Raw genomic sequence first — 23865 nt, 5'->3', positions numbered from 1 at the left:
GCGAACACCGTGCCCCGACGCGAGCGGATGACGGGAATCGAACCCGTGTAAACGGCTTTGCAGGCCGGTGCCTAGCCACTCAGCCACACCCGCGTTGTCCATGACATTGCCACCGCGACGCGCTGCGCCCAACCGTTTGAATCGCCGTGATCGCTTCCGTGCCTCGCGATACCTTGTCCGCATGCATCTCTGGCTGGCGGATCCGCCCTTCTTCGGCGGCCCCGGGCAAGGCACCCGGCAAATCGTCGAGTTGTTCGTCGCCTTCGGTCTGACCGCGCTCATCGGACTGGAACGCGAGATCCAGGGCAAGAGTGCAGGACTGCGAACCCAGACGATCGTCGGCACCGCGGCGGCACTCATCCTCCTGGTCAGCAAGTACGGGTTTCAGGACGTTCTCGTCGACGGGCTCGTCGTGGTGGACCCGTCCCGTGTGGCGGCCCAAATCGTCTCCGGCATCGGCTTTCTCGGTGCGGGAATCATCATCTTCCGGCGCGGTTCGGTACACGGCCTGACGACGGCGGCCGCGGTGTGGGAGTCCGCGGCGATCGGCATGGCCGCCGGCTCGGGCCTGCTGTTGCTCGCGTGCACCGTCACCGCCATGCACTTCCTCATCATCCTCGGCTTCATGCCGCTGGCCCGCCGGCTGGCCAACCGGCTGAGCGGATCGATCCGGGTGCACGTCACCTACGACGAGGGGCGTGGCGTCATGACCGCGCTGCTACAGGCATGCGAGCGTCGCAACTGGCAGCTCGCGGAGCTCGAGGCCGACCCCACCGGCGGGGTGCTGTTGACGCTGTCCGGCAACGGCATCCTCAACGCACCCAATCTGCTCGCCCGCATCGACGGTGTCACCGCCATTCGGCAGCTCGACGACGATCCGGACTAGAGCGTCACCGGCCCGTCGCCCCGTCGATCAACTCGCGCAGGATGTCGGCGTGACCCGCGTGGCGGCCGATTTCCTCGATCATGTGGGTGAGCGCCCAGCGGAGGCTGGGTGAGTCCCGTCCCGGCACCGGCGCGTCGAGGTCAGTGAAGCCGTCGAGCATGTCGTTCACTTTGTGGATCACGGATCTGTAGCGCTCGACGACGTCGTCGACGCCGTCCTCGCTGGCTGCCTGAAAGGTTCCAGGCCAGTCGGATACGTGGTCGCCGAGGAAGATCCACCGTTCGACGGTCGTGACGTGGTTCAGGAGCCCGAGCAGGTTGGTGCCCGAGGGCACCTGTGCGGTGCGAACGTCCGGTTCGGGCGCGCCCTCGACCTTGCCGATGATGGACGTCCGGAGGTAGTCCAAGAATCCCCGTAGCGTCTGCACCTCGGTGTTGCCGGTGCGTGGTGGCCCGTTGTCGGTCATCGCACCAGTGTGGCCGAGAGCCTCTCGCCCGCCTAGCGCATTGCCGTTCGGGCAACCTCAGACTAGACGGTCGTCCGGCCGCGGCTGGCCCGGTAGGAGGCCACGCACCCGAGCGCCGCCAGCACCGCCATCGACGCGAACAGCCATCTCGCCGCGGTCGCGTCTCCGCGGTCGGTCAGGTTGACGACCACGCCGGCGACCCCGGCTCCGAACGCACCGCAGATCAGTTGAACGGTGTTGATCGCCGCCGCCGCGGTGCGACCTTCGGACGGGTCGTCACTGCTGCCCATCGCCCACGCCGAGAGATGCGGCCACGCAACACCGATGCCCGTGCCGGCGATCAGCAACGCCAGTACCCAGACCGCGACGAGCACGACCGAGGCGTCCTCGACCTGGCTCACCGCGGCAATCGCCAGACCGCAGGCCATCAGCAATGGCGCACCCGCCACGGTCGCGACGATCACCCGGACCTTGGTCAGCGAGGCGCTGGCGATCTCGCCGACGGTCCACCCCACCGACAGCGACACGCCGAGGAAGCCGGCCGCCACCGGCGTCAGGTGCGCCAGCCGCTGACCGAACAGCGGCACGTACATGTCGGTCATCGTGGCGGCCATCAGCATGCCGAGCGTCAGGTAGACCCACTTCAGCGGACCGGGTCGGAATGCCGTGGGCGGCAGCACCGACGCCGTCGTGCTGCGGTCCACCACCAAGAAGACGACGACCAGGACCACCCCGAGCACGAGGAGCCCGCCGGTCACCGCGACGTTGCGGGCAATACCCGCGACGCTGATCGCCAGGGCTGCTGCACCGAGCAATGCCAACGACCACACAGGGATGCGGTCGGCGGCAGGCCGTTCGACCCCGGCCGCGCGCCCGGGTAATGCGAACGGGACCAGAGCCGCCATCGCCACGGTCAACACGGCCAGCACGCCGAAAGCCCAACGCCACGAACTGAATTGCGCGAACAGACCGCCGGCGGCCGGCCCCACCACCGTTCCGACGCCCCACATGGCCGACACCAGCGCCGACGCCTTCGTCCACAACGCCTGCGGCAGAGCGGTGTTGATGACCGCGTAGCCCAAGCCCGCGAGCAGGCCGCCCGCCGCGCCTTGCACCACGCGCCCCAGGAGCAGCATCTCCATGCTGGGTGCCACCGCACACCACACGCTGCCGACCGCGAACACGCCGAGGCCGCTGAGATAGGCCCCGCGTGGTCCCAGTCTGGTGAGCACCGAACTCACCGTGGTCGCCGCGACGACCGACGCGACGAGGTACACCGTCGTCACCCAGGCGTAGAGGCGTTGACCACCGATCTCGGCCACGGCGTTTGGCATCAGGCTGATCGTGAGGAACTCGTTGGTGGCGTACAGCGCGACACCGCCGGCCAGCACGGTCGACGCGCCGAGGTGCCGTGGCCCGAGCAGCTCGCGCCAGCCCGCGGCCGGAACGTCGCTCTGCGTGTCGTCCGTCTGAGTCACCGGTTCACCGTACGAGCTCAACCACGGTTGAGATCAAGCGTGTCGCCTGCGCCTACTTCAAGCCCGCGGCGTCCATGCCGCGCAACTCCTTCTTCAGGTCGGCAATCTCGTCGCGAATGCGGCCCGCCAGCTCGAACTGCAGATCACGCGCGGCGGTCATCATCTGGGCCGTCATCTCCTTGATGAGATCGGCCAGTTCCGCGCGCGGCATGTTCTTCGTGTCGCGCCCCTCGACGATGCCCGAACTGACCGCGCGACCGGGTTCGCCCTGTGCGCGCCGACCGCGGGAGGCGTTGCGACCGGACCCGCCGACGTCCACGGTGGCATCGGTGTCGTCCGCCTCGCGGTACACCTGATCCAGGATGTCGGCAATCTTCTTCCGCAGCGGCTGCGGGTCGACGCCGTGTTCCAGGTTGTAGGCAATCTGCTTGGCCCGGCGACGGTCGGTCTCGTCGATGGCCTGCTTCATCGAGTCGGTCATCTTGTCGGCGTACATGTGCACCTCGCCGGACACGTTGCGCGCCGCGCGACCGATCGTCTGGATCAGGCTTCGCGCCGACCGCAGGAAGCCCTCCTTGTCGGCGTCGAGGATCGAGACCAGGGAGACCTCCGGCAAGTCGAGGCCCTCGCGGAGCAGGTTGATGCCGACCAGCACGTCGTACTCACCGAGCCGCAACTGGCGCAACAACTCCACGCGACGCAGCGTGTCCACCTCGGAGTGCAGGTAGCGCACTCGAATGCCGAGTTCGAGAAGGTAGTCGGTGAGGTCTTCGGCCATCTTCTTGGTCAACGTGGTGACCAGCACGCGCTCGTCGAGTTCGGTGCGCTTGCGGATCTCACCGATGAGATCGTCGATCTGCCCCTTGGTCGGCTTCACGACGACCTCCGGGTCGACCAGACCGGTCGGCCGGATGACCTGCTCGACGAACTCGCCGCCGGACTGGCTGAGCTCGTACGGCCCCGGGGTCGCCGACAGATACACCGTCTGCCCGACCCGGTCGGCGAACTCCTCCCAGGTCAGCGGTCGGTTGTCCACGGCCGACGGCAGCCGGAAGCCGAAGTCGACCAGGTTGCGCTTGCGCGACATGTCGCCTTCGTACATGCCGCCGATCTGCGGCACGGTGACGTGCGACTCGTCGATGACCATCAGGAAGTCCTCCGGGAAGTAGTCCAGGAGGGTCGCCGGTGCCGTACCCGGGCCGCGGCCGTCGATGTGACGCGAGTAGTTCTCGATGCCCGAGCAGAATCCGACCTGCTTCATCATCTCGAGGTCGTAATTCGTCCGCATCCGAAGCCGTTGCGCCTCAAGCAGTTTGCCTTGGCCCTCGAGCTCGGCGAGACGCTCCTCGAGCTCCTTCTCGATGCTGGCGATCGCAAGGGCCATCCGCTCGGGACCCGCCACGTAGTGGGTGGCCGGAAACACGCGCAGTGAGTCGACCTTGCGCACCACGTCCCCGGTCAGCGGGTGCATGTAGTAGAGCGCCTCGATCTCGTCGCCGAAGAACTCGATCCGCACGGCCAGTTCCTCGTAACTGGGGATGATCTCCACGGTGTCGCCGCGCACCCGGAACGAGCCCCGGGTGAACGCCATGTCGTTGCGGGTGTACTGCACGTCGACGAGGAGTCGCAGCAGGGCGTCGCGCGGCACCTCGTCACCCACGGTCAGTTCGACGGAGCGGTCCAGATAGGACTGCGGCGTACCGAGACCGTAGATGCACGACACCGACGCCACCACCACGACGTCGCGTCGCGACAGCAGGTTGTGGGTCGCGGAGTGCCGCAGGCGTTCGACGTCGTCGTTGACCGAGCTGTCCTTCTCGATGTAGGTGTCGGTCTGGGCGATGTACGCCTCGGGTTGGTAGTAGTCGTAGTACGACACGAAGTACTCGACGGCGTTGTTGGGCAGCATGTCTCGAAGCTCATTGGCCAGCTGCGCGGCCAGCGTCTTGTTCGGCGCCATCACCAGGGTGGGCCGCTGCAGCTTTTCGATGAGCCACGCCGTGGTCGCCGACTTGCCGGTGCCCGTGGCACCCAGCAGGACCACGTCGCGTTCGCCGGCGTTGATGCGGCGTTCCAGCTCGGCGATGGCCGTGGGCTGGTCGCCGGCGGGAGAGTGCTCGCTGACGACCTGGAAGTCGCCGCCCACGCGCACGACGTCGTCGACCGCTCGGTACTCCGAGTGGGCGACGACTGGATATTCGGTAGCGAAAGCCATGTTCACCAGGTTAGAACCAACCACCGACAAGTTCTCTTCCCAGGGCATTACGCTGGCCGAATCCACCCCCCGAAGCGAGAGACCTTCGACGTCGCCGCGCGCACCAACACCGACCCCAAGGGCATCGTGCGTGCGGTGGACGTCTACGACGTGCGCCCCTGGGGTCTGTACATGGCGCGTCCGACGCCCGGTCGGGCACAGTTCCACTACCTCGAATCGTGGTTGCTGCCGTCGCTGAGCATACGAATCTCCGTCTTCCACTTCAGTCCTGGCTACGAACGCGCCCAGGACTTCTACCTCGACGTCGGGCCGATCGTCGTCGACGGCGACGTGTGGCGGACCGAGGACCACTACCTCGACCTGGTGGTCCGGACCGGCACCGGGGTCGATCTCCTCGACGTCGACGAACTGTTCGCGGCGGTGCGCGAAGGGCTCCTCTCGACCGAAGCCGCCGCCGCGGCGGTCGCGACGGCGGCGTTGGCGATCGACGGTCTCGCGGCCAACGGTTACGACGTCGACGCGTGGCTGGCGCACCTCGAAATGGCCCTCACCTGGAGGGCGGCGTAAAGTCCCGGTTTATGAGCTTGACTAAGTGTGGGCTGGTGGCTTGCTCGGCGGCGGTGGCCCTGCTGCTGGGCGCCCAGCTGCTGCCCGCCGTTGCCCTCGCGGACCCCGACGTCACCGGTCAGTCCGCCGACGCGCCCGCACCACCCCCGGACGCCACGGCCGACCTTGGGCCAGGCCCCTACAACGTCGTCTACCGGGCCCGGGTGGACGGCGTGTCGCGGGGTGCCACCATCAGCTACGCCATCGCCGACGGCCAGGTGAACACGGCGACTCCCACGATGGTGCCCGGCCGGACGTTCGAGGCGACCGGCGTGGTGACCAATGCCCGAGACGCCGGCATGCAGGTCGCCATCCAGTGGCCGTACTCGGCCAGCCTGCACTGCGAGATCTTGGCCAACGACCAGATCATCGCCGAGGCCGACCAGTTCGTCGCACCGCGGCTCACGCCGCAGCACAACGATCCCGGCTACGGCGTGCTGAGTTGCGGCACCGTGACCAACTTCCCGACGGGCAACACCGCCCCCATCGACGACCCCGCGCCTGCTCCAGCTCCTCCGGCGCCAGACGCGCCCGCTCCGGCGCCCGCCGGCTGATCTCGGCTCAGGGCCGCCAGCCCGTGGCGTCGGCCCATCCCCCGGCCCGGACGTACGCGTCGGCCAGCCACGGTTCCTTGGCCTCGGCGTAGTCGTCGGTGGTTTCGGGCCCTTCGGCCGTCGAGGCGCGTTTGACGGACAGGTACTCCGCCCGCACGTCCGCCTCGGCGATCAGCCAGTCGCGGAACAGCAGGGCGAACCGCTGATTGGGCCAACCGTCGACCCGCAGGTGCACGTTGGTCGGCCGACCGGGATCTCCGGAGGCATGCAGGCGCTTGCGCCACACCGAGGTGTCGTCGGTGTGCGCCACGTCGTCGGTGACCCCGTCGACCCGCGGATAACCAGCCGCCAGCAGTGCGTCGGCGAGCTCGTCGGCCACGTCCAGGGATGCCACCGTCACCTGGACGTCGATCACGTCCTTGGCGTCGAGACCGGGGACGGCGGTCGACCCGATGTGGTCGACGCGTATCGCGTGGTGCCCGCAGGCGGTGCGGAGCCGGGCCAGGATGCGGGCGGCTTGGTCGGGCCACGTCGGATCGGCGGTGACCAACTTGGGTAGCGACCGCGCGGGCGTGGACTCCCGGACGTTGCGGGCGAACGGGGCGATGCGCTCGTGCCAGAGTTCGCGCGCGGCCGCCGACAGGTCCTCGGCGCTGCCGGAGTTGTCCAGCCACACGTCGGCTACCGCGCGGCGCTGCTCCTCGCTGGCTTGGGCGGCGATACGGGCGCGGGCGTCGGCCTCGCTGAAGCCGCGGTGCTCGATGAGGCGACGGAGCCGAACCTCGGGGTCGGCGTGCACTATGACCACCAGCGGAAAGAGCGACGCCATCTGGGACTCCACCAGCAGTGGGATGTCCTCGACGATCACGGCGTCGGACGGGGCGGCCTCGATCAATTCGGCGCGCCGTGTGCCGACCAGCGGATGCACGATTCCGTTGAGGGTCTTTCGCTTCTCGTCGTCGGGAAAGGCGATGGCTGCCAGCGCCGGCCGGTTCAGCGCGCCGTCGGGCAGCAGAATCTCCGACCCGAAGGCCTCCACCAGCGCGGCCAATCCCTCCGTGCCGGGCTCGACGACCTCGCGAGCGATGACGTCACCATCGACGACGATGCCACCCAGTTCGTTGAACGTCGATGAGACCGTTGACTTTCCGGCGCCGATGCCGCCGCTCAACCCGATTCGAAGCATGGGCCCAGTCTGTCAGGCCCCCGCAGACGACGAACGCCCCGGCTCTGATGAGCCGGGGCGTCCTGTCGTACTACGTGTTACGCCGTGCTGAATGTCAGGCGTTGCCCGCGAGCTTCTCCCGCAGCGCGGCCAGCTGAGCATCGCTGGCCAGCGTTCCGCCGGTGGACTCGGGACCCGAGCTGGACGACGTCGAGGACGAGGAGCTGTTGGCGGTGGCGGGCCTGCTGGCCGCCTCCGCGTCGGCTGCCGCGAACTTCTCCATCTGCGCGGTGTGCATCTTGTGGCGACGCTCGGCCTCGGCGTACCGGGCCTCCCACTCGTCACGCTGCTTCTCGAAGCCTTCGAGCCACTCGTTGGTCTCGGAGTCGAAGCCCTCGGGGAAGATGTAGTTGCCCGCGTCGTCGTAGCTGTCGGCCATGCCGTACTTCGACGGGTCGAACTCCTCGGTGTAGTCCTCGTTGGCCTGCTTGAGGCTGAGCGAGATACGACGACGATCGAGATCGATGTCGATGACCTTCACCATGGCGTCGTCGCCAACCTGGACGACCTGGTCCGGCACCTCGACGTGGCGCTCGGAGAGCTCCGAGATGTGCACCAGGCCCTCGATGCCCTCTTCGACGCGAACGAACGCACCGAAGGGCACCAGCTTGGTGACCTTGCCGGGGACGATCTGGCCGATCGCGTGGGTACGCGCGAAGTGGCGCCACGGATCTTCCTGAGTTGCCTTGAGCGACAACGACACCCGCTCGCGGTCCATGTCGACGTCGAGCACCTCGACGGTGACCTCGTCGCCGACGGTGACGACCTCGGAGGGATGGTCGATGTGCTTCCAGGACAGCTCGGAGACGTGCACCAGGCCGTCGACGCCGCCCAGGTCCACGAAGGCACCGAAGTTGACGATGGAGCTGACGACACCCTTGCGGACCGCGCCCTTCTGCAGCTGGTTGAGGAACTCGCTGCGGACCGCGGACTGCGTCTGTTCCAGCCACGCCCGACGGCTCAGGACCACGTTGTTGCGGTTCTTGTCGAGCTCGATGATCTTGGCCTCGATCTGCTGACCGATGTACGGCTGCAGGTCGCGGACCCGGCGCATCTCCACCAGCGACGCCGGCAGGAAGCCACGGAGGCCGATGTCGAGGATCAGACCGCCCTTGACGACCTCGATGACGGTGCCCTTGACGGCCTCGTCCTTCTCCTTGAGTTCCTCGATGGTGCCCCAGGCGCGCTCGTACTGAGCACGCTTCTTGGACAGGATCAGGCGGCCTTCCTTGTCCTCCTTGGTGAGGACCAGGGCTTCGATCTCGTCGCCGACGGACACAACCTCTGAGGGGTCGACGTCGTGCTTGATCGAGAGCTCGCGAGAGGGGATGACGCCTTCGGTCTTGTAACCGATGTCGAGCAAGACTTCGTCGCGGTCGACCTTGACGATCGTTCCCTCGACGATGTCGCCATCGTTGAAGTACTTGATGGTCTTGTCGATCGCGGCCATGAAATCCTCGGCCGAGCCAATGTCGTTGATGGCTACTTGCGGCGAGGTGATGGAGGGGCTTGGCATGTGGTGGATGGCTCCGGACAGGTTTTATCGTAGGGACGGAATTGGTGTTGTGTACTGGTGCTACGCGCGTGGAGCGCGCACACGGGTACCCGAAGAGCCTACTCGACCGGGTACACGCTGGACAAACCTGGGTCTAGTCGACCGTTAGGCTGCCACCGTGTCGTACCCCTACGCGCCGTCAACCCGCAAGATTCGCAAGGTCGGCGCACCGCTAGGCGCCATCGTCGCCATGGGCGTCGTCGCAGGTCTCTCGGTAATCCTGTTGACGGCCGTCAACCCGGCGGGCACGGCGATCGGCTTCGTGTTCGCCACGATCGCGGTCGTCGCGGTGCTGCTGGCCTACCTGTGGTTGGACCGGTGGGAACCCGAGCCCCCACGCCTGCTGGTGTTGGCCTTCGGCTGGGGTGCGTCGGTGGCAGTCGTGGTCTCGATCGTGCTGGAACTGGTCTTCGGATCGCTGTTGGCGACCGGCGAGGCCGCGATCGACGAGTTCGTCACCCTGGCGATCGTGGCGCCCATCGTCGAAGAGGCCGCCAAGGGCGTGTTCCTGCTGATCATGATGACGGGACGTCGCCGCAACGAACTGAACTCGCTGACCGACTGCCTGGTCTACGCGGGCATCGTCGCCGCCGGCTTCGCCTGGCTGGAGAACATCGCCTACATCGGCGGCGGTGAGACCCTGGGCGGGTCGCTGGCCACGGCCGGGCTGCGGCTCATCATGGGGCCCTTCGCCCATCCGCTGTTCACCACGATGACCGCCATCGGCGTCTACTTCGCGTTGCAACGCCGCAACCCCGTCGGGAAGGCGGGATGCATCCTGGCCGGTTACGCCGGCGCGGTGGTGATGCACGCACTGTGGAACGGGTCGTCGTTCTTCGGCATCGAGGCGTACTTCCTCGTCTACCTGCTGTGGATGGTGCCGGTGTTCGGCCTGGCGATCGTGTTGGCGGTGACCAGTCGGCGCCGCGAGCAGCGCGTCGTCGCGGCGAAATTGCCCGGCATGGTGGCCGCTGGCCTGGTGACGCCCAACGAGGCCACCTGGTTGAGGTCCCTGGCGGCCAGGAAGCGTGCAGTTGCCGAGGTGGCCCGCTTCGCCGGCAAGCCCGCCGCCACCGGGGTCAAGGCCTTCGCCGCGCAGGTCGTCGAGTTGGCCTTCGTCCGGGACCGCCTCGACCGGGGCTTCGGCGACGCCCGGGTGCACGCGTTGCTGACCGAAGAGACTTACGCGCTGTACGCGGCGCGCGCGGCAACGCCCGTGCTGCAGACCTTCGCGGCCTACCGCTCCCCCGTCGTTTAGTGCGCCGCGGCGTCCCAACTGCGGCCGTAGCCCACCGACACCTCCAGCGGGACGTCGAGCGGGTAGGCCCCACCCATCTCCGCGCGGACCAACTCGTCGAGACGATCTCGCTCACCCTCGGCCACCTCGAACAGCAGCTCGTCGTGGACCTGCAACAGCATCCGTGACCTCAGTCCGGCGTCGCGGATGGCGGCCTCGGTGTTGATCATCGCCACCTTGATGATGTCGGCGGCGCTGCCCTGGATCGGGGCGTTCAGCGCCGCCCGCTCGGCGGCCTCGCGGACGTTGCGGTTGCTGCTGTCCAGCTCCGGCAGGTAGCGCCGCCGACCGAACACGGTCGAGGTGTAGCCGTCCTTGCGGGCCTGGTCGACGATGTCGCGGAGGTAGTCGCGGATGCCGCCGAAACGGGAGAAGTACGCATCCATCTGCACCTTGGCCTCCTCGGTGCTGATCTTGAGCTGCGCGGCGAGACCGTAGGCGCTCAGACCGTAGGCCAGCCCGTAGGACATCGCCTTGACGCGGCGGCGCAGTTCGGCGGTCACTTCGTCGATGGGGACGTCGAATGCCCGGGATGCGACGAAGGAGTGCAGGTCCTCACCGGTGTTGAACGCTTCGATCAGGCCCTCGTCCTTGGACAGGTGGGCCATGATCCGCATCTCGATCTGGCTGTAGTCCGCGGTCATGAGCTCGGTGTAGCCGTCGCCCACGATGAAGCCGTTGCGAATTTCGCGACCGGCCTCGGTGCGGATCGGGATGTTCTGCAGATTGGGCTCGGTCGACGAGAGTCGCCCGGTCGCCGCGATGGTCTGGTTGAACGTGGTGTGGATGCGCCCGTCGGCGGCGACCGATGCCAGCAGCCCGTCCACGGTGACCTTCAGCCGGGTGGCGTCGCGGTGGGCGAGCAGATGCTGCAGGAACGGATGTCCGGTCTTGTCGAAGAGTCCCTGGAGCGCGTCGGCGTCGGTGGTGTAGCCCGTCTTGGTGCGCTTGGTCTTCGGCATCTCCAGCTCGTCGAACAGCACCACCTGAAGCTGCTTGGGCGAGCCGAGGTTGATCTGCTTGCCGATCACCGCGTAGGCGGCCTCGGCGGCGTTGCGGATCAGGTCGGCGAACTGACTCTGCAGCTGTCCCAGCAGGTCGGTGTCGATGGCGATGCCGGTCGACTCCAGCTGCGCGAGCACCCGTTGCACCGGGAGCTCCATGTCGCCAAGGAGTGCCGAGGAGTCGATCCTGGCCAGCTCCTCGTCCAAGGCGTTGGCGAGGTCGGCCACCGCCGAGGCTCGCAGGAGCAACGTCTGCACGGCTTGGTCGTCGACCCCGTCTTCGTCGTCGAGGAGCGAGAGTTGTTGCTGCTCGGGGTTTTCGGCGCGGAGCTCGCGCTTGAGGTAGCGCACGGCGAGGTCGTCGAGGGCGAAGCTGCGTTGTCCGGGGCGCACCAGGTAGGCCGCCAGGGCGGTGTCGGAGGTGACGCCCTTGAGCTCCCACCCGCGGCCCGCGAGGTCGTGCATGGCGAGCTTGGCCTCGTGCAGGGACTTCGGGATCGACGGATCGGCGAGCCAGGCGGCCAGGGCCTTCTCGTCGGCGGGATCCATCGCGGCGGTGTCGAGGTAGACACCCTCGCCGTCGCCGGAGACGATCGCCAGCGCGGTCGCGTCCGAGTCGAACGCGAGGTGGTTGCCCACCACGGCGAGGCCAAAGCGTTGCCCCTTGCCGTGGTCGGCGAGCCACGTCGCCAGCGTGCCGCGTTCCAGCGCCCCGCCGCGGACGTCGAAACCCTGGTCCACTTCGGGATCGGCGGAGGCCAGGGTGTCGAAGAGGCGGTCGCGCAGGACGCGAAATTCTAGGTCGTCGAAGAGTCGGTGGATCTGGTCGCGGTCCCAGGGCATCATCCGGAGCGTGTCCGGGGTCTGCGGAAGCGGGACGTCCTTGACCAACTCGGTCAGATCGCGGTTGAGGATGACGTGAGAGAGGTTGGCGCGCAAGGCGTCTCCAACCTTGCCCTTCACGGTGTCGACGCCGTCGACGAGTGCCTGCAGCGAGCCGTACTCGACGATCCACTTCGACGCGGTCTTCTCGCCCACACCGGGAATGCCGGGCAGGTTGTCGCTGGGGTCGCCGCGCAGCGCCGCGAAGTCCGGGTACTGCGTGGGGGTCAGACCGTACTTCTCGACGACGGCCTCGGGGGTGAACCGGGTCAGCTCCGAGACGCCCTTGCGCGGGTACAGCACCGTGACGTCGTCGCTGACGAGCTGTAACGCGTCACGGTCGCCGGTGACGACCAGCACCCGGTAGCCCTCGGCCTCGGCCTGGGTGGCCAGGGTCGCGATGATGTCGTCGGCCTCGAAACCCGGCTCGGCCAGTGCGGTGATGCCCAATGCCTGGAGGACTTCCTTGGTGATGTCGATCTGGCCGCGGAACTCGTCGGGGGTCGCCGAGCGACCCGCCTTGTACTCCGGGTACTTCTCGGAGCGGAACGTCTGCCGTGAGACGTCGAAGGCTGCCGCGATGTGCGTCGGCTGCTCGTCGCGCAGCAGGTTGATCAGCATGGCCGTGAAGCCGTAGACCGCGTTGGTGGTCAGGCCGCCCTGGGTCTTGAAGTTCTCCGCGGGCAGGGCGTAGAACGCCCGGAACGCCAGCGAATTGCCGTCCAAAAGCATCAGCGTGGGCTTGGTGTCGATCTTGGTGCTGGTCTTGGCGGGGCTCACGCCCTCACTCTATTCACCCCCGCCGACACGACGAGACGCCGTGCCGTCTGCAGCAAGGCGGCCGCGGCGGGGCTGACGGGGCCCGTCGACCGCGCGGCCAGCACCAGACGGCCTCGCAACTCCGGCCTGATGCTGACGGGGTGCAATGCCGGCCTGGTTCGCGCCACCGAGCTCGGCACGATGGCGACGCCGAGCCCTCGCTCGGCGAGCTCCGCCACCGCGATGGGGGTCGACGCCTCGAAGGCGATGCGGGCTGACAACCCCGCGGCGGCGAACGCTTGGTCGAGCCTCGTTCGCAGACCGGTGCCGACCGGAAGGGCAATCAGCGATCTTTCGGCGAGAGCGGCCAACCCGATGGTCGTCGTGCCCGCCATTTCGTCGTCATGACTCACTGCCGCGTCGAACGCTTCGTCGGTGAGCACGTCGACGTCGAGCCCCTCGGGACGTTCGTCGGAGACCACCGACACGATCGCCACGTCGAGCGCGCCATTGCGCAACCGATCCATCAGGACGTCGGAATTGTCCGTACTCAAGGTGATCTCGACCCCTGGGTGGGCGGCGTGAAAGTCGGCGAGCACGCCCGCGAGGTCGACGTCGTGGGCGGTCACCGTGCCGATGGAGACGGAGCCGGCGACCAGGTTGGTGAGCTCGGCGACCGCGCGGGTGACGTCGCCGACGGACGCCAGCGCAGCCTTCGCGTGCGGGAGCGCCGCCCTGCCTGCCGCCGTCAGGACCACGGTTCGGGTCGAGCGGTCCAGCAGTGGCTGCCCGAGTTCGCGCTCCAGCTTGCGGATCTGGGCACTGACCGCCGGTTGCGCGACGTGGAGCCGCTCGGCGGCCCTCGTGAAGTTGGCGAGTTCGGCGACGGCGACCAGGTACTCGAGCTGCCGGAGTTCCATAAGCAGTCACGATAGTTTGGCGCTCGAACTGGTATTGGACTTATGGAACGATCCGTCCGACGCTGGGATGCATGACACCCACGTACGTCCTCATCCCCGGTGCGTGCCACGGCGCGTGGTGCTTCGACGATCTCGCCGCCGACCTGCGAGGCCGTGGTCACCGGGTGCTGAGCTATACCTTGACCGGCGTCGCCGAGCGTGCGAACCTCGCCAACGGCGGTGTCAACCTCGACACGCACGTCACCGACGTCCTCAACGCGCTCGGCACCGTGCCGGACCCGACCGGCTTAGTTCTCGTCGGACACAGCTACGGCGGCATGGTGATCACCGCCGTCGCGGATCGGATTGCCGCGCAGGTTGATTCGCTGGTCTACCTCGACGCGTTCATTCCCGAGGACGGTGACTCGTGCTGGACACTCACCAACGACGAGCAACGGGCCTGGTACGCAGCCGTCGACGCCACCGGATGGGGAGTGCCGCCACTGCCCTTCTTCGACGACCGCGCCACGGCGCATCCTCTCGCCTCGCTCATGCAGCCGATCCGTCTCACCGGTGCTACGAATCGGATCCGCCGACGCGTGTTCGTCTACGCCGAACGCTGGCCGACGCACTCGCCCTTCGCGGCGACGTACGCCAAGGTGCGCGATCACCCGGGGTGGAGGACCTACTCACTCGACGGCGCGCACAACCTCATGCGCGACAAGCCCGAGGAGTTGGTCCAGATCCTGCTCGACGCCACGTCGTAGCATTCATAACTGCAACACGTTGCAGTTTGGGGTGCCGCATCGTTTAGTCTGACCCCGTGCCTGCATCTACCGACGCCTCCGCCGCACTACCGGCCATCGACGGATGGTTCGCCGCCGACGACTCGGGCGTCGTCCACCTGATCGCCGGCAAGTGCACGCAATGCGGCACCTACGTGTTCCCGCCGCGGGAGGACAACTGCCCCAACCCGGCGTGCACCGGCGAGGACCTCGAGCAGGTCCCGCTCTCCCGGCGGGGCACGCTGTGGAGCTACACCGAGAACCGCTATCCCCCGCCTGCCCCCTACCCGGCCCCGGATCCCTTCGTGCCGTTCGCGATCGCCGCAGTCGAACTCGTCGACGAGGGACTGATCATCCTGGGCAAGGTGGTCGAGGGCACCTTGGCCGCCGACCTGAAGGTGGGCATGGAGATGGAGCTGACCACCATGCCGCTCTACACCGACGCCGACGGCTTCGTCCGCACGGTGCACGCCTGGAGGGTCGCCTCGTGACCAGCGTCGAGCCGCTCTACGTCCTCGGTGCCGGCATGCATCCCTGGGGCAAGTGGGGACGCGACTTCACCGAGTACGGCGTGGTGGCGGCACGCGCCGCGCTGGCCGAGGCCGGCCTCGACTGGCAGCAGATCCAACTCGTCGCCGGCGCCGACACCATCCGCAACGGCTACCCCGGTTTCATCGCCGGCTCGACCTTCGCGCAGAAGCTCGGCTGGAACGGCGTCCCCGTCAGTTCCAGCTACGCCGCGTGCGCCTCGGGCTCGCAAGCCCTACAGAGCGCCCGCGCGCACATCCTGGCCGGCTTCTGCGACGTCGCCTTGGTCATCGGCGCCGACACCACGCCCAAGGGCGCCTTCGCCCCCGTCGGCGGCGAACGCAAGAACGACCCGGACTGGCAGCGCTTCCACCTGATCGGCGCGATGAACCCGGTGTACTTCGCCCTGCTGGCGAGGCGCCGAATGGATCTCTACGGCGCCACGTCCGAGGACTTCGCGCAGGTGAAGGTGAAGAACTCCCGCCACGGCCTGCAGAACCCGAATGCGCGCTACCGCAAGGAATCAGCGGTCGCCGACGTGCTGGCCAGCCCCGTGGTCTCCGACCCGCTGCGCCAGCTCGACATCTGCGCCACCTCCGACGGCGCCGCCGCGCTGGTCGTCGCCTCGAAGTCGTTCGCCGAGAAGCACCTTGGTTCCGTGGCGGGTGTGCCCTCGGTGCGCGCGGTCAGCACGGTGACCCCGCGCTACCCGCAGCACCTGCCCGAACTGCCCGACATCGCGACCGATTCCACCGCCGTGGTCGCCACCCCGGATCGAGTGTTCAAGGACCAGATCCTCGACGCCGCGTACGCCGAGGCCGGAATCGGCCCCGAGGACGTGTCGCTGGCCGAGGTCTACGACCTGTCGACGGCGCTGGAACTCGACTGGTACGAACACCTCGGCCTGTGCGCCAAGGGTGAAGCCGAAGAGCTGCTGCGCAGCGGGGCCACCACCATCGGCGGTCGGGTGCCGGTCAACCCGTCGGGAGGGTTGGCCTGCTTCGGCGAAGCCATTCCCGCTCAGGCGATCGCCCAGGTCTGCGAGCTCACCTGGCAGCTGAAGGGCCAGGCCATCGGCCGACAGGTCGAGGGCGCCACCGTCGGCGTCACCGCCAACCAGGGCCTCTTCGGCCACGGCTCGTCGGTGATCGTCGCGCGCTAGGCGACGCCGAGGTACGCCGCACGAATGCTGTCGTCTGCCAACAGGTCTCGGGCGACCCCGGCCCGCGTGACCGATCCCGTCTCCAGAATGTAGGCACGGTCGGACCGGCTCAACGCCTGTTGCGCATTCTGCTCGACGAGCAACACCGTCGTGCCTTGCTTGTTGATCTCGGAGATGATCTTGAAGATCTGCGAGATGACCATCGGCGCCAGCCCCATCGACGGTTCGTCGAGGAGCAGCACCTTGGGGCGCGCCATCAATGCACGTCCGATCGCCAGCATCTGCTGCTCGCCGCCGGAGAGGGTGCCGCCGACCTGGGTGCGGCGTTCCGCCAGTCGCGGGAACGTCTCCATCACCCAGTCGAAGCGCTCACGGTGCTCGGCCTTGGTCGGGAACTTCCGTCCGTAGCAACCCATTTCGAGGTTGTCCACCACGGTCATGCCGGGAAAGACGCCGCGACCCTCGGGCGCCTGGATGAGACCGTCGGTGACTCGGCGGTGCGCCTTGACCTTGGAGATGTCCTGACCGTCGAACCACACCGACCCCGACGACAGTGGCCGCAGACCGGAGATGGCCCGCATCATCGTGGTCTTGCCCGCACCGTTGGAACCAAGGAGCGTGACGAGCTCGCCGTCGTGCACCTTCAGCGAAACACCGTGCAGCGCCCGAATTCTGCCGTAGTGGACGACGACGTCGCGCACCTCCAGCAGTACGGGACGCGGATCGGCGTCGCTGGCCGTGGCGTCATTCGAGTTCGTCATCGGGCACTCCCAGATAGGCGGCGACGACCTTCGGGTCCTCGCGAATGTCGGCGGGCAGGCCGTCGGCGATCTTGCGCCCGAACTCGAGCACCACGATCCGGTCGGTCACACCCATGACCAGTCGCATGTCGTGTTCGATGAGCAACACGGTGTAACCGTCGTCCCGAATGGCCTGAATCAACTCGATCAGGGCCGACTTCTCGCTCGGGTTGAACCCCGCCGCGGGCTCGTCGAGACACAGCAGCTTGGGCTCGGTGGCCAGGGCCCGCGCGATCTCCAGGCGACGCTGGTCGCCGTAGGGCAGGTTCTTGGCCTTCTCGTCGGCGCGCTGCGAGATGCCGACGAATTGCAGCAGCGCCGCGGCCTTGTCGATCGCGGACTTCTCCTCCCGCCGGTGCCGGGGCGTCCGGACCAGGGCACCGGGAACCGACGTCTTGTGCCGAGCGTCGGTGCCCACGACGACGTTCTCCAGGGCCGTCATCTCACCCCAGAGGCGAATGTTCTGGAACGTGCGGGCAATGCCTCGGCGCGTGATCTCGTGCCGCTTGATCTTGCCCAGCGGCGCACCGTCGAACATCACCGTGCCCGACGTGGGTCGGTAGACACCGGTGATGGCGTTGAAGCACGTCGTCTTACCGGCGCCGTTGGGTCCGATGAGACCCAGGATCTCACCGCGCTTGATGTCGAACGTCACCGCGTCCAGCGCGGTCAACCCACCGAACTTCACCGTCAAGTCCGTTGTCTGCAGCAGTGTCTCGCCCTCGGCGGCCTTCACCTCGCGGTGCAGTGCCGCCATCTCCTCGTCGATCTCGCCGCTCGTCATGCCGCCGCCTTCGAGTCGTCGGCCTTGCTCAACAACTTCTTCGCCGACGACGCGTAGGTGAGGAGCTGCTGGCGTACCGGGAACAGGCCCTGCGGTCGGAAGATCATCATGATGACCAACGCGAGACCGAAGAACAAGTACTTCAGGTCACCGAGGTTGACGCCGAACAACTCCACGCCGAGCAACCGGTTGGGCAGGTAGACGACGATGAACGCACCAATGATGACGCCCAGCTTGTTGCCCTGACCGCCGAGTACCACCGCGACGAGGAACAGCATCGAGTTGATGATGTTGAAGTTGGTCGGTGCGACGTACTGCACCTGACCGGCGTACAGCGCTCCGGACAAGCCGCCAATTCCGGCGCCGATCACGAACGCCCACAGCTTGAACTTGAACGTGTTGACGCCCATCACCTCGGCGGCGTCCTCGTCCTCGCGGATCGCCACCCAGGCCCGGCCGACGCGACTGCGCTCGAGGTTCCCCACGAACAGCAGGATGGCGATCATTAGCGCCAGCCCGAGCCAGAACCACCACGTGCCGTAGTTGGCGTGGCCGGTCGAGTTGCCGCTGGAGAAGACGCCGTTGGGGAGCCGCTCGCTCTCCCCCACCCGTGGGTAGGCGATCTGGTTGAGACCGCGCGACCCGTTGGTGATGTCGGAGAGGTTGTCGGCCATCAACCGGATGATCTCGCCGAAGCCCAGCGTCACGATGGCCAGGTAGTCGCCGCGCAGTCGCAGCGTCGGCGTGCCGAGGATCAGTCCGGCCAACGCGGTGACGGCCATGGCGATGGGCACGCACGACAGCCACGCCCAGTCCTTGCTGAAGAAGCCGGTGGCCCCCAACTTGTTCCACGGGCTGTCCGGGCTGGTCAGCAGGGCGACGGTGTACGCGCCGACGGCGTAGAAGCCGACGTATCCGAGGTCGAGCAGACCGGCCTGGCCCACCACGACGTTGAGGCCGATCGCGATGATCGCGATCATCACGAAGGCCGCCATGGTGCCGCCGAAGCTGATGCCGGGGGTGTCGATGAAGCCCGGCGTGTACAGCGGCAGCAGCGCCAGGACGCCGAAGCCCACGATGCCGACGACCCACTTGGCTGGGCGGCCGAGCCCGTCCCACCACTGCCGAAGGCCGTCACCAGGGGCCAGGAAGCGTGGCGCTGCAGTGCTCTTCGGAGTGTCCGTTCGCGTCTGATGGCTCATGCGCGTGCCTTCCCGAGGCTCTCACCGAGGATGCCGGTCGGGCGGATCAGCAGCACCAGCACCAACAGCACGAAGGCGACGACGTCGCGCCACTGCGTGCCGAACACCGCCTGGCCGTAGTTCTCCATCACGCCGAGGATCAGACCGCCCAGCAGGGCGCCGCGGAGGTTTCCGATGCCGCCGAGGACGGCGGCCGAGAATGCCTTGATACCGAGAAGGAATCCGCCGGAGTAGATGATGCCCTGGGGCACCTTGAGCGTGTACAGCAGCGCGGCTGCGCCGGCCAGCAGACCGCCGATGAGGAACGTCGTCATGATGATGCGTTCACGCGAGACGCCCATCAGGGTGGCGGTCGTCGAATCCTGAGCCACCGCGCGGATGCCACGGCCGAACTTGGTGCGGTTGATCGCGATGTCGGTGAGCAGAGCGAGGACCAGTGCCGAGGCGACGATCACCAGCGTCACGTTCGTCACCGTTGCACCGAAGATGGTGAATTGCGCCTTGGGCTGCACCAGGAGGATCGGCTGCTGGGCGTTCGAGCCTCCGTACCCCTTGATGAGCTGAGGAAGGATGAAGTGCACGAACTCCTGAAGGACGAAGGACATGCCGATCGCGGTGATCAGGAATGTCAGCGGCCGGGCGTTGCGGCGCCGTAGCGGCCGGTAGGCGATGAACTCCAAACCGACTGCCGCGGAACCGGATACCAGCATCGCGAAGATCATCGCGACCGCGAGGTAGAGGATCGTCAGCAGCACACCCTTGTTGTAGGCGTTGCCGCTGGGGGTAAAGCCCAAGATGATGTCCAGGCAGAAATAGGTGCCGAACATGCCCAGCATGAAGATCTCGGAGTGCGCGAAGTTGATCAGTCGCAGGACGCCGAAGACCAGCGTGTAGCCGACGGCGACGAGCGCGTAGATGGCACCCCACGACAGACCGTCGACGGTCAACTGCCAAAAGCCGTTGACGAGGCCGTCGACGTTGAAGTTGATGTTGGCGGCCATTAACACCGGCGGCGGCTCCTTGCAGGTAAAAGGATACGAGGCGCGTCCGGGCCGAATGGCCGCGGACGCGCCTCGCGTCGGGGACTACTGAACCTTGAAGATCCAGATCAGGTTGGTGGTCAGCTCACCGGTGGGCGACCACTGGTAGTTGCGGGCCACGCCCTGACCGTTGTAGTTCTTGACGTAGTCCAACAGCGCCGGCCTGGTGATGGCACCCGAGTCGATGCCCTTCAGCATGATCGTTCCGAGGTCGTAGCCCTCGGTGCTGTAGGTGCCGGGCTCCTGACCGAACTTCTTGGTGTATTCGTCGGCGAACGTCCCGGTGGCCGGGCCGCACGGGCAGGACAGGATGGAACCCTTCGAGGACTCCCCCGCCTGCTTGACGAATTCCGGGTCCTTCGTGCCGTCGGCGCTGACGAACGTGGCCGAGACCCCGCCGTCCTTCAGCTGCTGGACGAACGGCGCCGCCTCGGAGTAGTAACCGCTGTAGAAGACGGCGTCCGGGCTGACTCCCTTGATCTGCGTGACCGCCGCAGAGAAGTCCTTGTCGCCCTTCTTGACCTGGATGTTGCAGGCCGAGTCGGCCACCGGGCCGAGGGTCTCGCGCACCGGGATGGCCAAGCCGAGGCCGTAGTCGGTGCTGTCGTCGACGACGCAGATCTTCTTGTAGCCCAGCGTGTTCTTCAGGTAGTTGGCCACCGAGGGCCCCTGCACGCCGTCATTGGCCAGACCGCGGAAGAAGGTCTTCCAGCCGTTCTCGCTCAAGGTGGGGTTGGTCGCCGACGCGGTCGCGGCGACGAGGCCGGCCTGATCGAAGACCGTGCCGGTCGCCTTGGTCTCACCGGAGAACGCCGGGCCGACGAGGCCGATCGTGTACTGGTCGTCGACGATCTGCGGTGCGATGCCGGTGGCCTTCTGCGGGTCGCCCTCGGTGTCGAACGGCTTCAACTGCACCTGGCAGCCCGGGTTGGCGGCGTTGTGCTTGTCGATCGCGAGCTGCACGCCGTTCTTGATGTTGATGCCGAGCGCGGCGTCGGGCCCGTTGAGCGCACCTGCCATCGCGATCGACACCGGCGGGCAGGTCGCCTTTCCGTCGCCGGTGGGGTCCGCGGGCTTGACACCCTCGGCGGCCTTCACCTCGGCGCCGTTCTCGTCGATCTGCACCTGTTCGACGATCTTCAGGTTCGACTGGGACGAGCTCTCCTCGGGTGCCGACTGGTTACAGCCTGCGATTCCGAACACGAGCAAGCCCGCGCTCCCGAGAGCAAATGCATTACGTGCCATGCGACCGCGCACGTGTCACCTCCGTGTCAAGTTGTCATTGGCACCGACGACGCAGGTCGCGTCCCCCGGGGCGCCGATGCTTCCGGTAGAACATAGCCAACCCGGGGCTTCGGTGCGCGATGTTGACGAACGCGGACTGGGTGTCGCCTGTGCGACTGGGCGAAAACCGGTCCGACGACACGCAACCGTTACGTCTCGGGTGTGTCCAGGGTCTCCAGGACGACCTCCGCGACGCGTCGCATGGTGGTGCGACGGTCCATCGCCGCACGCTGAATCCACTTGAATGCCTCGGGCTCCGACATCTTCTGCTTGGCCTGGAGCAAACCCTTGGCGCGCTCGACCAGTTTGCGCGTCTCGAGCCGGTCGGACAGGGATTCGACCTCGGATTCCAGCGCGGTGATCTCACCGAAACGGCTGACGGCCAACTCGATCGCCGGAATCAGATCGTTGATCGAGAACGGCTTCACCAGGTACGCCATTGCCCCGGCGTCGCGGGCACGCTCGACGAGTTCGCGCTGGGAGAAGGCGGTGAGGATGAGGATGGGCGCGATGCGCTTGGTCGCGATCTCGGCGGCTGCGTCGATGCCGTCGCGGCGGGGCATCTTCACGTCCATGATGACGAGGTCGGGGCGGAGGCTCTCGGCGAGTTCGACGGCCTCCTGCCCGTCGCCGGCCTCGCCCACCACCTCATAACCCTCCTCGCGGAGCATCTCCGCGAGGTCCATGCGAATGAGTGCTTCGTCCTCGGCGATGAGGACACGGTGTGGTGTGGCGGAGTCCGCCGGTGACCCGGTCATGGGGTCATTGTCGCGTGAAGTGGCTCCGGTGGCGACCTTGGGGCCGTGACGGGCCGGTCGTCGGATCATCTAAGGTAGGAACCCTTGACGCGACGCCCTCGTATCCCAATTGGCAGAGGAAACGGATTCAAAACCCGTGCAGTGTGAGTTCGAGTCTCACCGAGGGCACCATTAACAGCTGACGGCGACACATCCCGATGCGTACAGAGCCGTTGGTGGACAGCGTCATTGACGCGGCTTTGGGTTCAGCCGTTTCTGAATACATGTTTCGATGTATCATCATCGGATGCCAACCCTCTTGGCTCGGGATGCCTTGGCCCGTTTTGGCCATGCGCTCTCCGACGACACCCGCGCGTCGATCCTGCTGAGCTTGCGCGACGGCGGGCGCCATCCCTCCGATCTCGCCGACGACCTCAACGTGTCGCGCCAGATCGTCTCCAACCATCTGGCGTGCCTGCGTGGCTGCGGGCTGGTCGTGGCCGTCCCGGAGGGGCGACGGACCCGCTACGAACTCGCCGACGCGCGCATCGCCCACGCGCTTGACGACTTGGTCGGATTGGTGCTCGCCGTCGACCCGGCGTGCAGCTGATGGTGCTGCGCGTCGACCCTTCGCCGTCCCGCCGGCGGGTCCTGACCCGTCGCATCCGGATGTTGGTCGCGGCCACCATCGTCTACAACGTCGCCGAGGCCGTTGTCGCGCTCGCGGAGGGCACTCGGGTGTCGTCAACCGCACTGGTCGGATTCGGCCTGGACTCGGTGATCGAAGTGTCCTCGGCCGCCGCGGTGGCATGGCAGTTCGCCGGGACCGATCCCGAAGCCCGCGAGAAGACCGCACTTCGGGTCATTGCGTTGTCCTTCTTCGGATTGGCCGCCTACGTGGCGGTGGACTCCGTGCGCGGATTGTGTGGACACGGTGTAGCCGAACCCTCCCGGATTGGCGTCGCGCTCGCTGCAGCCAGCCTGGTCGTCATGCCCGTCCTGTCGTGGACGCAGCGCCGCGCGGGTATCGAACTCGGCTCGCTGTCGGCGGTCGCGGACTCCAAACAGACCCTGCTGTGCACCTACCTGTCGGCGGTACTTCTCGTCGGTCTGCTGCTCAACTCGCTTCTCGGGTGGGCGTGGGCAGATCCCGCCGCGGGCCTTCTCATTGCCGGGATCGCCGTCCGGGAGGGCCATCAGGCATGGCGGGGACGCGTCTGCTGTGCGGGCGGGTGCGGCTGACCCGCTGAGTCCCCCGACGCACGAACCGCCGCGACCCTACGGGGGCAGGAGTCGCGGCGGTCGCAGTGGCTCAGGCGGACGGTGGCTACCCCTCGTCTCCGCCGCCGCCTGATCCACTGCCGCTCGTCGAATGCGACGCGCTCTTCGCATCGGATTCCTTTGCGGCACCGGTTCCTTCGGAACCTGTCTTGGGCTTGACCTTGTTGGCCGAAGCGTCCTTGTCTGCCTTGTCGGACTTGTCCGCCTTGCTGGCGCTGTCGGGCTTGTCCGACTTGCTGGGCTTGTCGTTCTCGTCCTTCGAAGGACTCGTCGACGACGCGTCCTTCGTGTCGGACGTTCCGGGCTTGTCACCCTTGTCTGGCTTGGTGGTGGTGTCGGGCTTGGTGGTGGTGTCGGGGGTTGTGGTGGTGTCGGGCTTGGTCGTGGTGGCTGAGTCGTTGGTGGTGGGGGTGGTGGTCACCGGTTCTGCGGCCGG

22 protein-coding genes, 2 tRNA genes and 1 pseudogene are annotated in these 23865 nt (G+C 67.1%); 10 read left to right on the top strand and 15 right to left on the bottom strand.

Annotation, left to right across the window (positions count from 1 at the left end; translation table 11 throughout):
* Positions 1-22: 22 nt before the first annotated feature.
* Positions 23-93: transfer RNA gene (locus H7K45_RS28400), tRNA-Cys, on the bottom strand.
* Between the two features lie 88 nt (positions 94-181).
* Here H7K45_RS28400 and H7K45_RS28395 point away from each other — a divergent pair.
* Positions 182-886 (top strand): MgtC/SapB family protein, encoded by a 705-nt coding sequence (locus tag H7K45_RS28395; protein ID WP_263999512.1) that lies wholly within the window; start codon positions 182-184, stop codon positions 884-886.
* A 4-nt stretch (positions 887-890) separates the two neighbouring features.
* Here H7K45_RS28395 and H7K45_RS28390 read toward each other — a convergent pair whose 3' ends face one another.
* From H7K45_RS28390 to uvrB, 3 genes are all read right to left on the bottom strand, one after another.
* The gene (locus H7K45_RS28390) at positions 891-1352 is read right to left on the bottom strand and encodes a DinB family protein (protein ID WP_263999511.1); all 462 of its coding nucleotides are present in this window, start codon (positions 1350-1352) and stop codon (positions 891-893) included.
* Positions 1353-1414: 62 nt separating this feature from the next.
* Positions 1415-2830, bottom strand: a complete 1416-nt coding sequence (locus H7K45_RS28385; RefSeq protein WP_263999510.1) for an MFS transporter — start codon at positions 2828-2830, stop codon at positions 1415-1417.
* Between the two features lie 52 nt (positions 2831-2882).
* Positions 2883-5045, bottom strand: coding sequence for an excinuclease ABC subunit UvrB (gene uvrB, locus H7K45_RS28380; RefSeq protein WP_263999509.1), 2163 nt, complete (start codon positions 5043-5045; stop codon positions 2883-2885).
* Positions 5046-5105: 60 nt separating this feature from the next.
* Between uvrB and H7K45_RS28375 the strand changes: the two genes are divergently transcribed.
* Together H7K45_RS28375 and H7K45_RS28370 are read left to right on the top strand one after the other, a co-directional pair.
* The gene (locus H7K45_RS28375; protein WP_263999617.1) at positions 5106-5612 is read left to right on the top strand and encodes a ribonuclease FAU-1 family protein; all 507 of its coding nucleotides are present in this window, start codon (positions 5106-5108) and stop codon (positions 5610-5612) included.
* Between the two features lie 11 nt (positions 5613-5623).
* Positions 5624-6205 (top strand): hypothetical protein, encoded by a 582-nt coding sequence (locus H7K45_RS28370; protein ID WP_263999508.1) that lies wholly within the window; start codon positions 5624-5626, stop codon positions 6203-6205.
* A gap of 7 nt (positions 6206-6212) precedes the next feature.
* On the opposite strand, the gene coaE is transcribed toward H7K45_RS28370, so the two are convergent.
* Positions 6213-7391, bottom strand: a complete 1179-nt coding sequence (gene coaE, locus H7K45_RS28365) for a dephospho-CoA kinase (protein WP_263999507.1) — start codon at positions 7389-7391, stop codon at positions 6213-6215.
* Positions 7392-7485: 94 nt separating this feature from the next.
* A complete protein-coding gene (rpsA, locus tag H7K45_RS28360) occupies positions 7486-8946 on the bottom strand; it encodes a 30S ribosomal protein S1 (protein ID WP_263999506.1) in 1461 nt (486 codons plus the stop codon).
* Between the two features lie 157 nt (positions 8947-9103).
* On the opposite strand from rpsA, the gene H7K45_RS28355 reads away from it, so the two are divergent.
* The gene (locus H7K45_RS28355) at positions 9104-10243 is read left to right on the top strand and encodes a PrsW family intramembrane metalloprotease (RefSeq protein WP_263999505.1); all 1140 of its coding nucleotides are present in this window, start codon (positions 9104-9106) and stop codon (positions 10241-10243) included.
* Here the strand turns inward: H7K45_RS28355 and polA are convergent.
* Together polA and H7K45_RS28345 are read right to left on the bottom strand one after the other, a co-directional pair.
* Positions 10240-12900: a DNA polymerase I gene (polA, locus tag H7K45_RS28350; protein ID WP_263999616.1), complete on the bottom strand. Its 2661-nt coding sequence runs from the start codon at positions 12898-12900 to the stop codon at positions 10240-10242. The genes H7K45_RS28355 and polA overlap by 4 nt on opposite strands.
* Positions 12901-12944: 44 nt before the next feature.
* Positions 12945-13847 (bottom strand): LysR family transcriptional regulator, encoded by a 903-nt coding sequence (locus tag H7K45_RS28345; RefSeq protein ID WP_263999504.1) that lies wholly within the window; start codon positions 13845-13847, stop codon positions 12945-12947.
* 71 nt (positions 13848-13918) lie between these two features.
* Here H7K45_RS28345 and H7K45_RS28340 point away from each other — a divergent pair, with 71 nt between their 5' ends.
* Genes H7K45_RS28340 through H7K45_RS28330 form a run of 3 tightly spaced genes read left to right on the top strand, consistent with a single transcriptional unit; the run spans position 13919 to position 16301 of the window.
* The gene (locus H7K45_RS28340) at positions 13919-14593 is read left to right on the top strand and encodes an alpha/beta fold hydrolase (protein ID WP_263999503.1); all 675 of its coding nucleotides are present in this window, start codon (positions 13919-13921) and stop codon (positions 14591-14593) included.
* A 56-nt stretch (positions 14594-14649) separates the two neighbouring features.
* Entirely contained in the window at positions 14650-15102 is a 453-nt protein-coding gene (locus H7K45_RS28335; protein ID WP_263999502.1) for a Zn-ribbon domain-containing OB-fold protein, read from the top strand.
* Entirely contained in the window at positions 15099-16301 is a 1203-nt protein-coding gene (locus H7K45_RS28330; protein WP_263999500.1) for a lipid-transfer protein, read from the top strand. Before H7K45_RS28335 ends, H7K45_RS28330 begins: the two co-directional genes overlap by 4 nt.
* On the opposite strand, the gene H7K45_RS28325 is transcribed toward H7K45_RS28330, so the two are convergent.
* From H7K45_RS28325 to H7K45_RS28300, 6 genes are all read right to left on the bottom strand, one after another.
* Positions 16298-17062, bottom strand: a complete 765-nt coding sequence (locus H7K45_RS28325; RefSeq protein ID WP_263999499.1) for an ABC transporter ATP-binding protein — start codon at positions 17060-17062, stop codon at positions 16298-16300. The genes H7K45_RS28330 and H7K45_RS28325 overlap by 4 nt on opposite strands.
* Complete coding sequence (locus H7K45_RS28320; RefSeq protein ID WP_263999498.1) at positions 17046-17885, bottom strand: ABC transporter ATP-binding protein; 840 nt, start codon at positions 17883-17885, stop codon at positions 17046-17048. Before H7K45_RS28320 ends, H7K45_RS28325 begins: the two co-directional genes overlap by 17 nt.
* Complete coding sequence (locus tag H7K45_RS28315) at positions 17882-19087, bottom strand: branched-chain amino acid ABC transporter permease (RefSeq protein WP_263999497.1); 1206 nt, start codon at positions 19085-19087, stop codon at positions 17882-17884. The genes H7K45_RS28320 and H7K45_RS28315 overlap by 4 nt, the downstream gene beginning before the upstream one ends.
* The gene (locus tag H7K45_RS28310; RefSeq protein ID WP_263999615.1) at positions 19084-20088 is read right to left on the bottom strand and encodes a branched-chain amino acid ABC transporter permease; all 1005 of its coding nucleotides are present in this window, start codon (positions 20086-20088) and stop codon (positions 19084-19086) included. Before H7K45_RS28310 ends, H7K45_RS28315 begins: the two co-directional genes overlap by 4 nt.
* Positions 20089-20172: 84 nt before the next feature.
* Positions 20173-21384, bottom strand: a complete 1212-nt coding sequence (locus H7K45_RS28305) for a branched-chain amino acid ABC transporter substrate-binding protein (RefSeq protein WP_263999496.1) — start codon at positions 21382-21384, stop codon at positions 20173-20175.
* 176 nt (positions 21385-21560) lie between these two features.
* Entirely contained in the window at positions 21561-22169 is a 609-nt protein-coding gene (locus H7K45_RS28300) for an ANTAR domain-containing response regulator (RefSeq protein WP_263999495.1), read from the bottom strand.
* Positions 22170-22263: 94 nt separating this feature from the next.
* Between H7K45_RS28300 and H7K45_RS28295 the strand changes: the two genes are divergently transcribed.
* The 3 genes from H7K45_RS28295 (at position 22264) to H7K45_RS28285 (ending at position 23390) form a co-directional block, all read left to right on the top strand.
* Positions 22264-22340 (top strand) — tRNA-Leu (locus tag H7K45_RS28295).
* A gap of 115 nt (positions 22341-22455) precedes the next feature.
* Positions 22456-22758, top strand: coding sequence for an ArsR/SmtB family transcription factor (locus tag H7K45_RS28290; protein WP_263999494.1), 303 nt, complete (start codon positions 22456-22458; stop codon positions 22756-22758).
* Positions 22758-23390, top strand: a complete 633-nt coding sequence (locus tag H7K45_RS28285) for a cation efflux transmembrane domain-containing protein (protein WP_263999614.1) — start codon at positions 22758-22760, stop codon at positions 23388-23390. Before H7K45_RS28290 ends, H7K45_RS28285 begins: the two co-directional genes overlap by 1 nt.
* Positions 23391-23475: 85 nt before the next feature.
* On the opposite strand, the pseudogene H7K45_RS28280 reads toward H7K45_RS28285, so the two are convergent.
* Positions 23476-23865: pseudogene (locus H7K45_RS28280) on the bottom strand (hypothetical protein); the annotation flags it as partial.

Origin of the sequence: Mycobacterium yunnanensis (assembly GCF_025823185.1) — a bacterium.
Lineage (GTDB): Bacteria > Actinomycetota > Actinomycetes > Mycobacteriales > Mycobacteriaceae > Mycobacterium > Mycobacterium yunnanensis.
The sequence above is the reverse complement of the archived record's forward strand: the minus strand, read 5'-3'. Positions and strand labels throughout refer to the sequence as shown.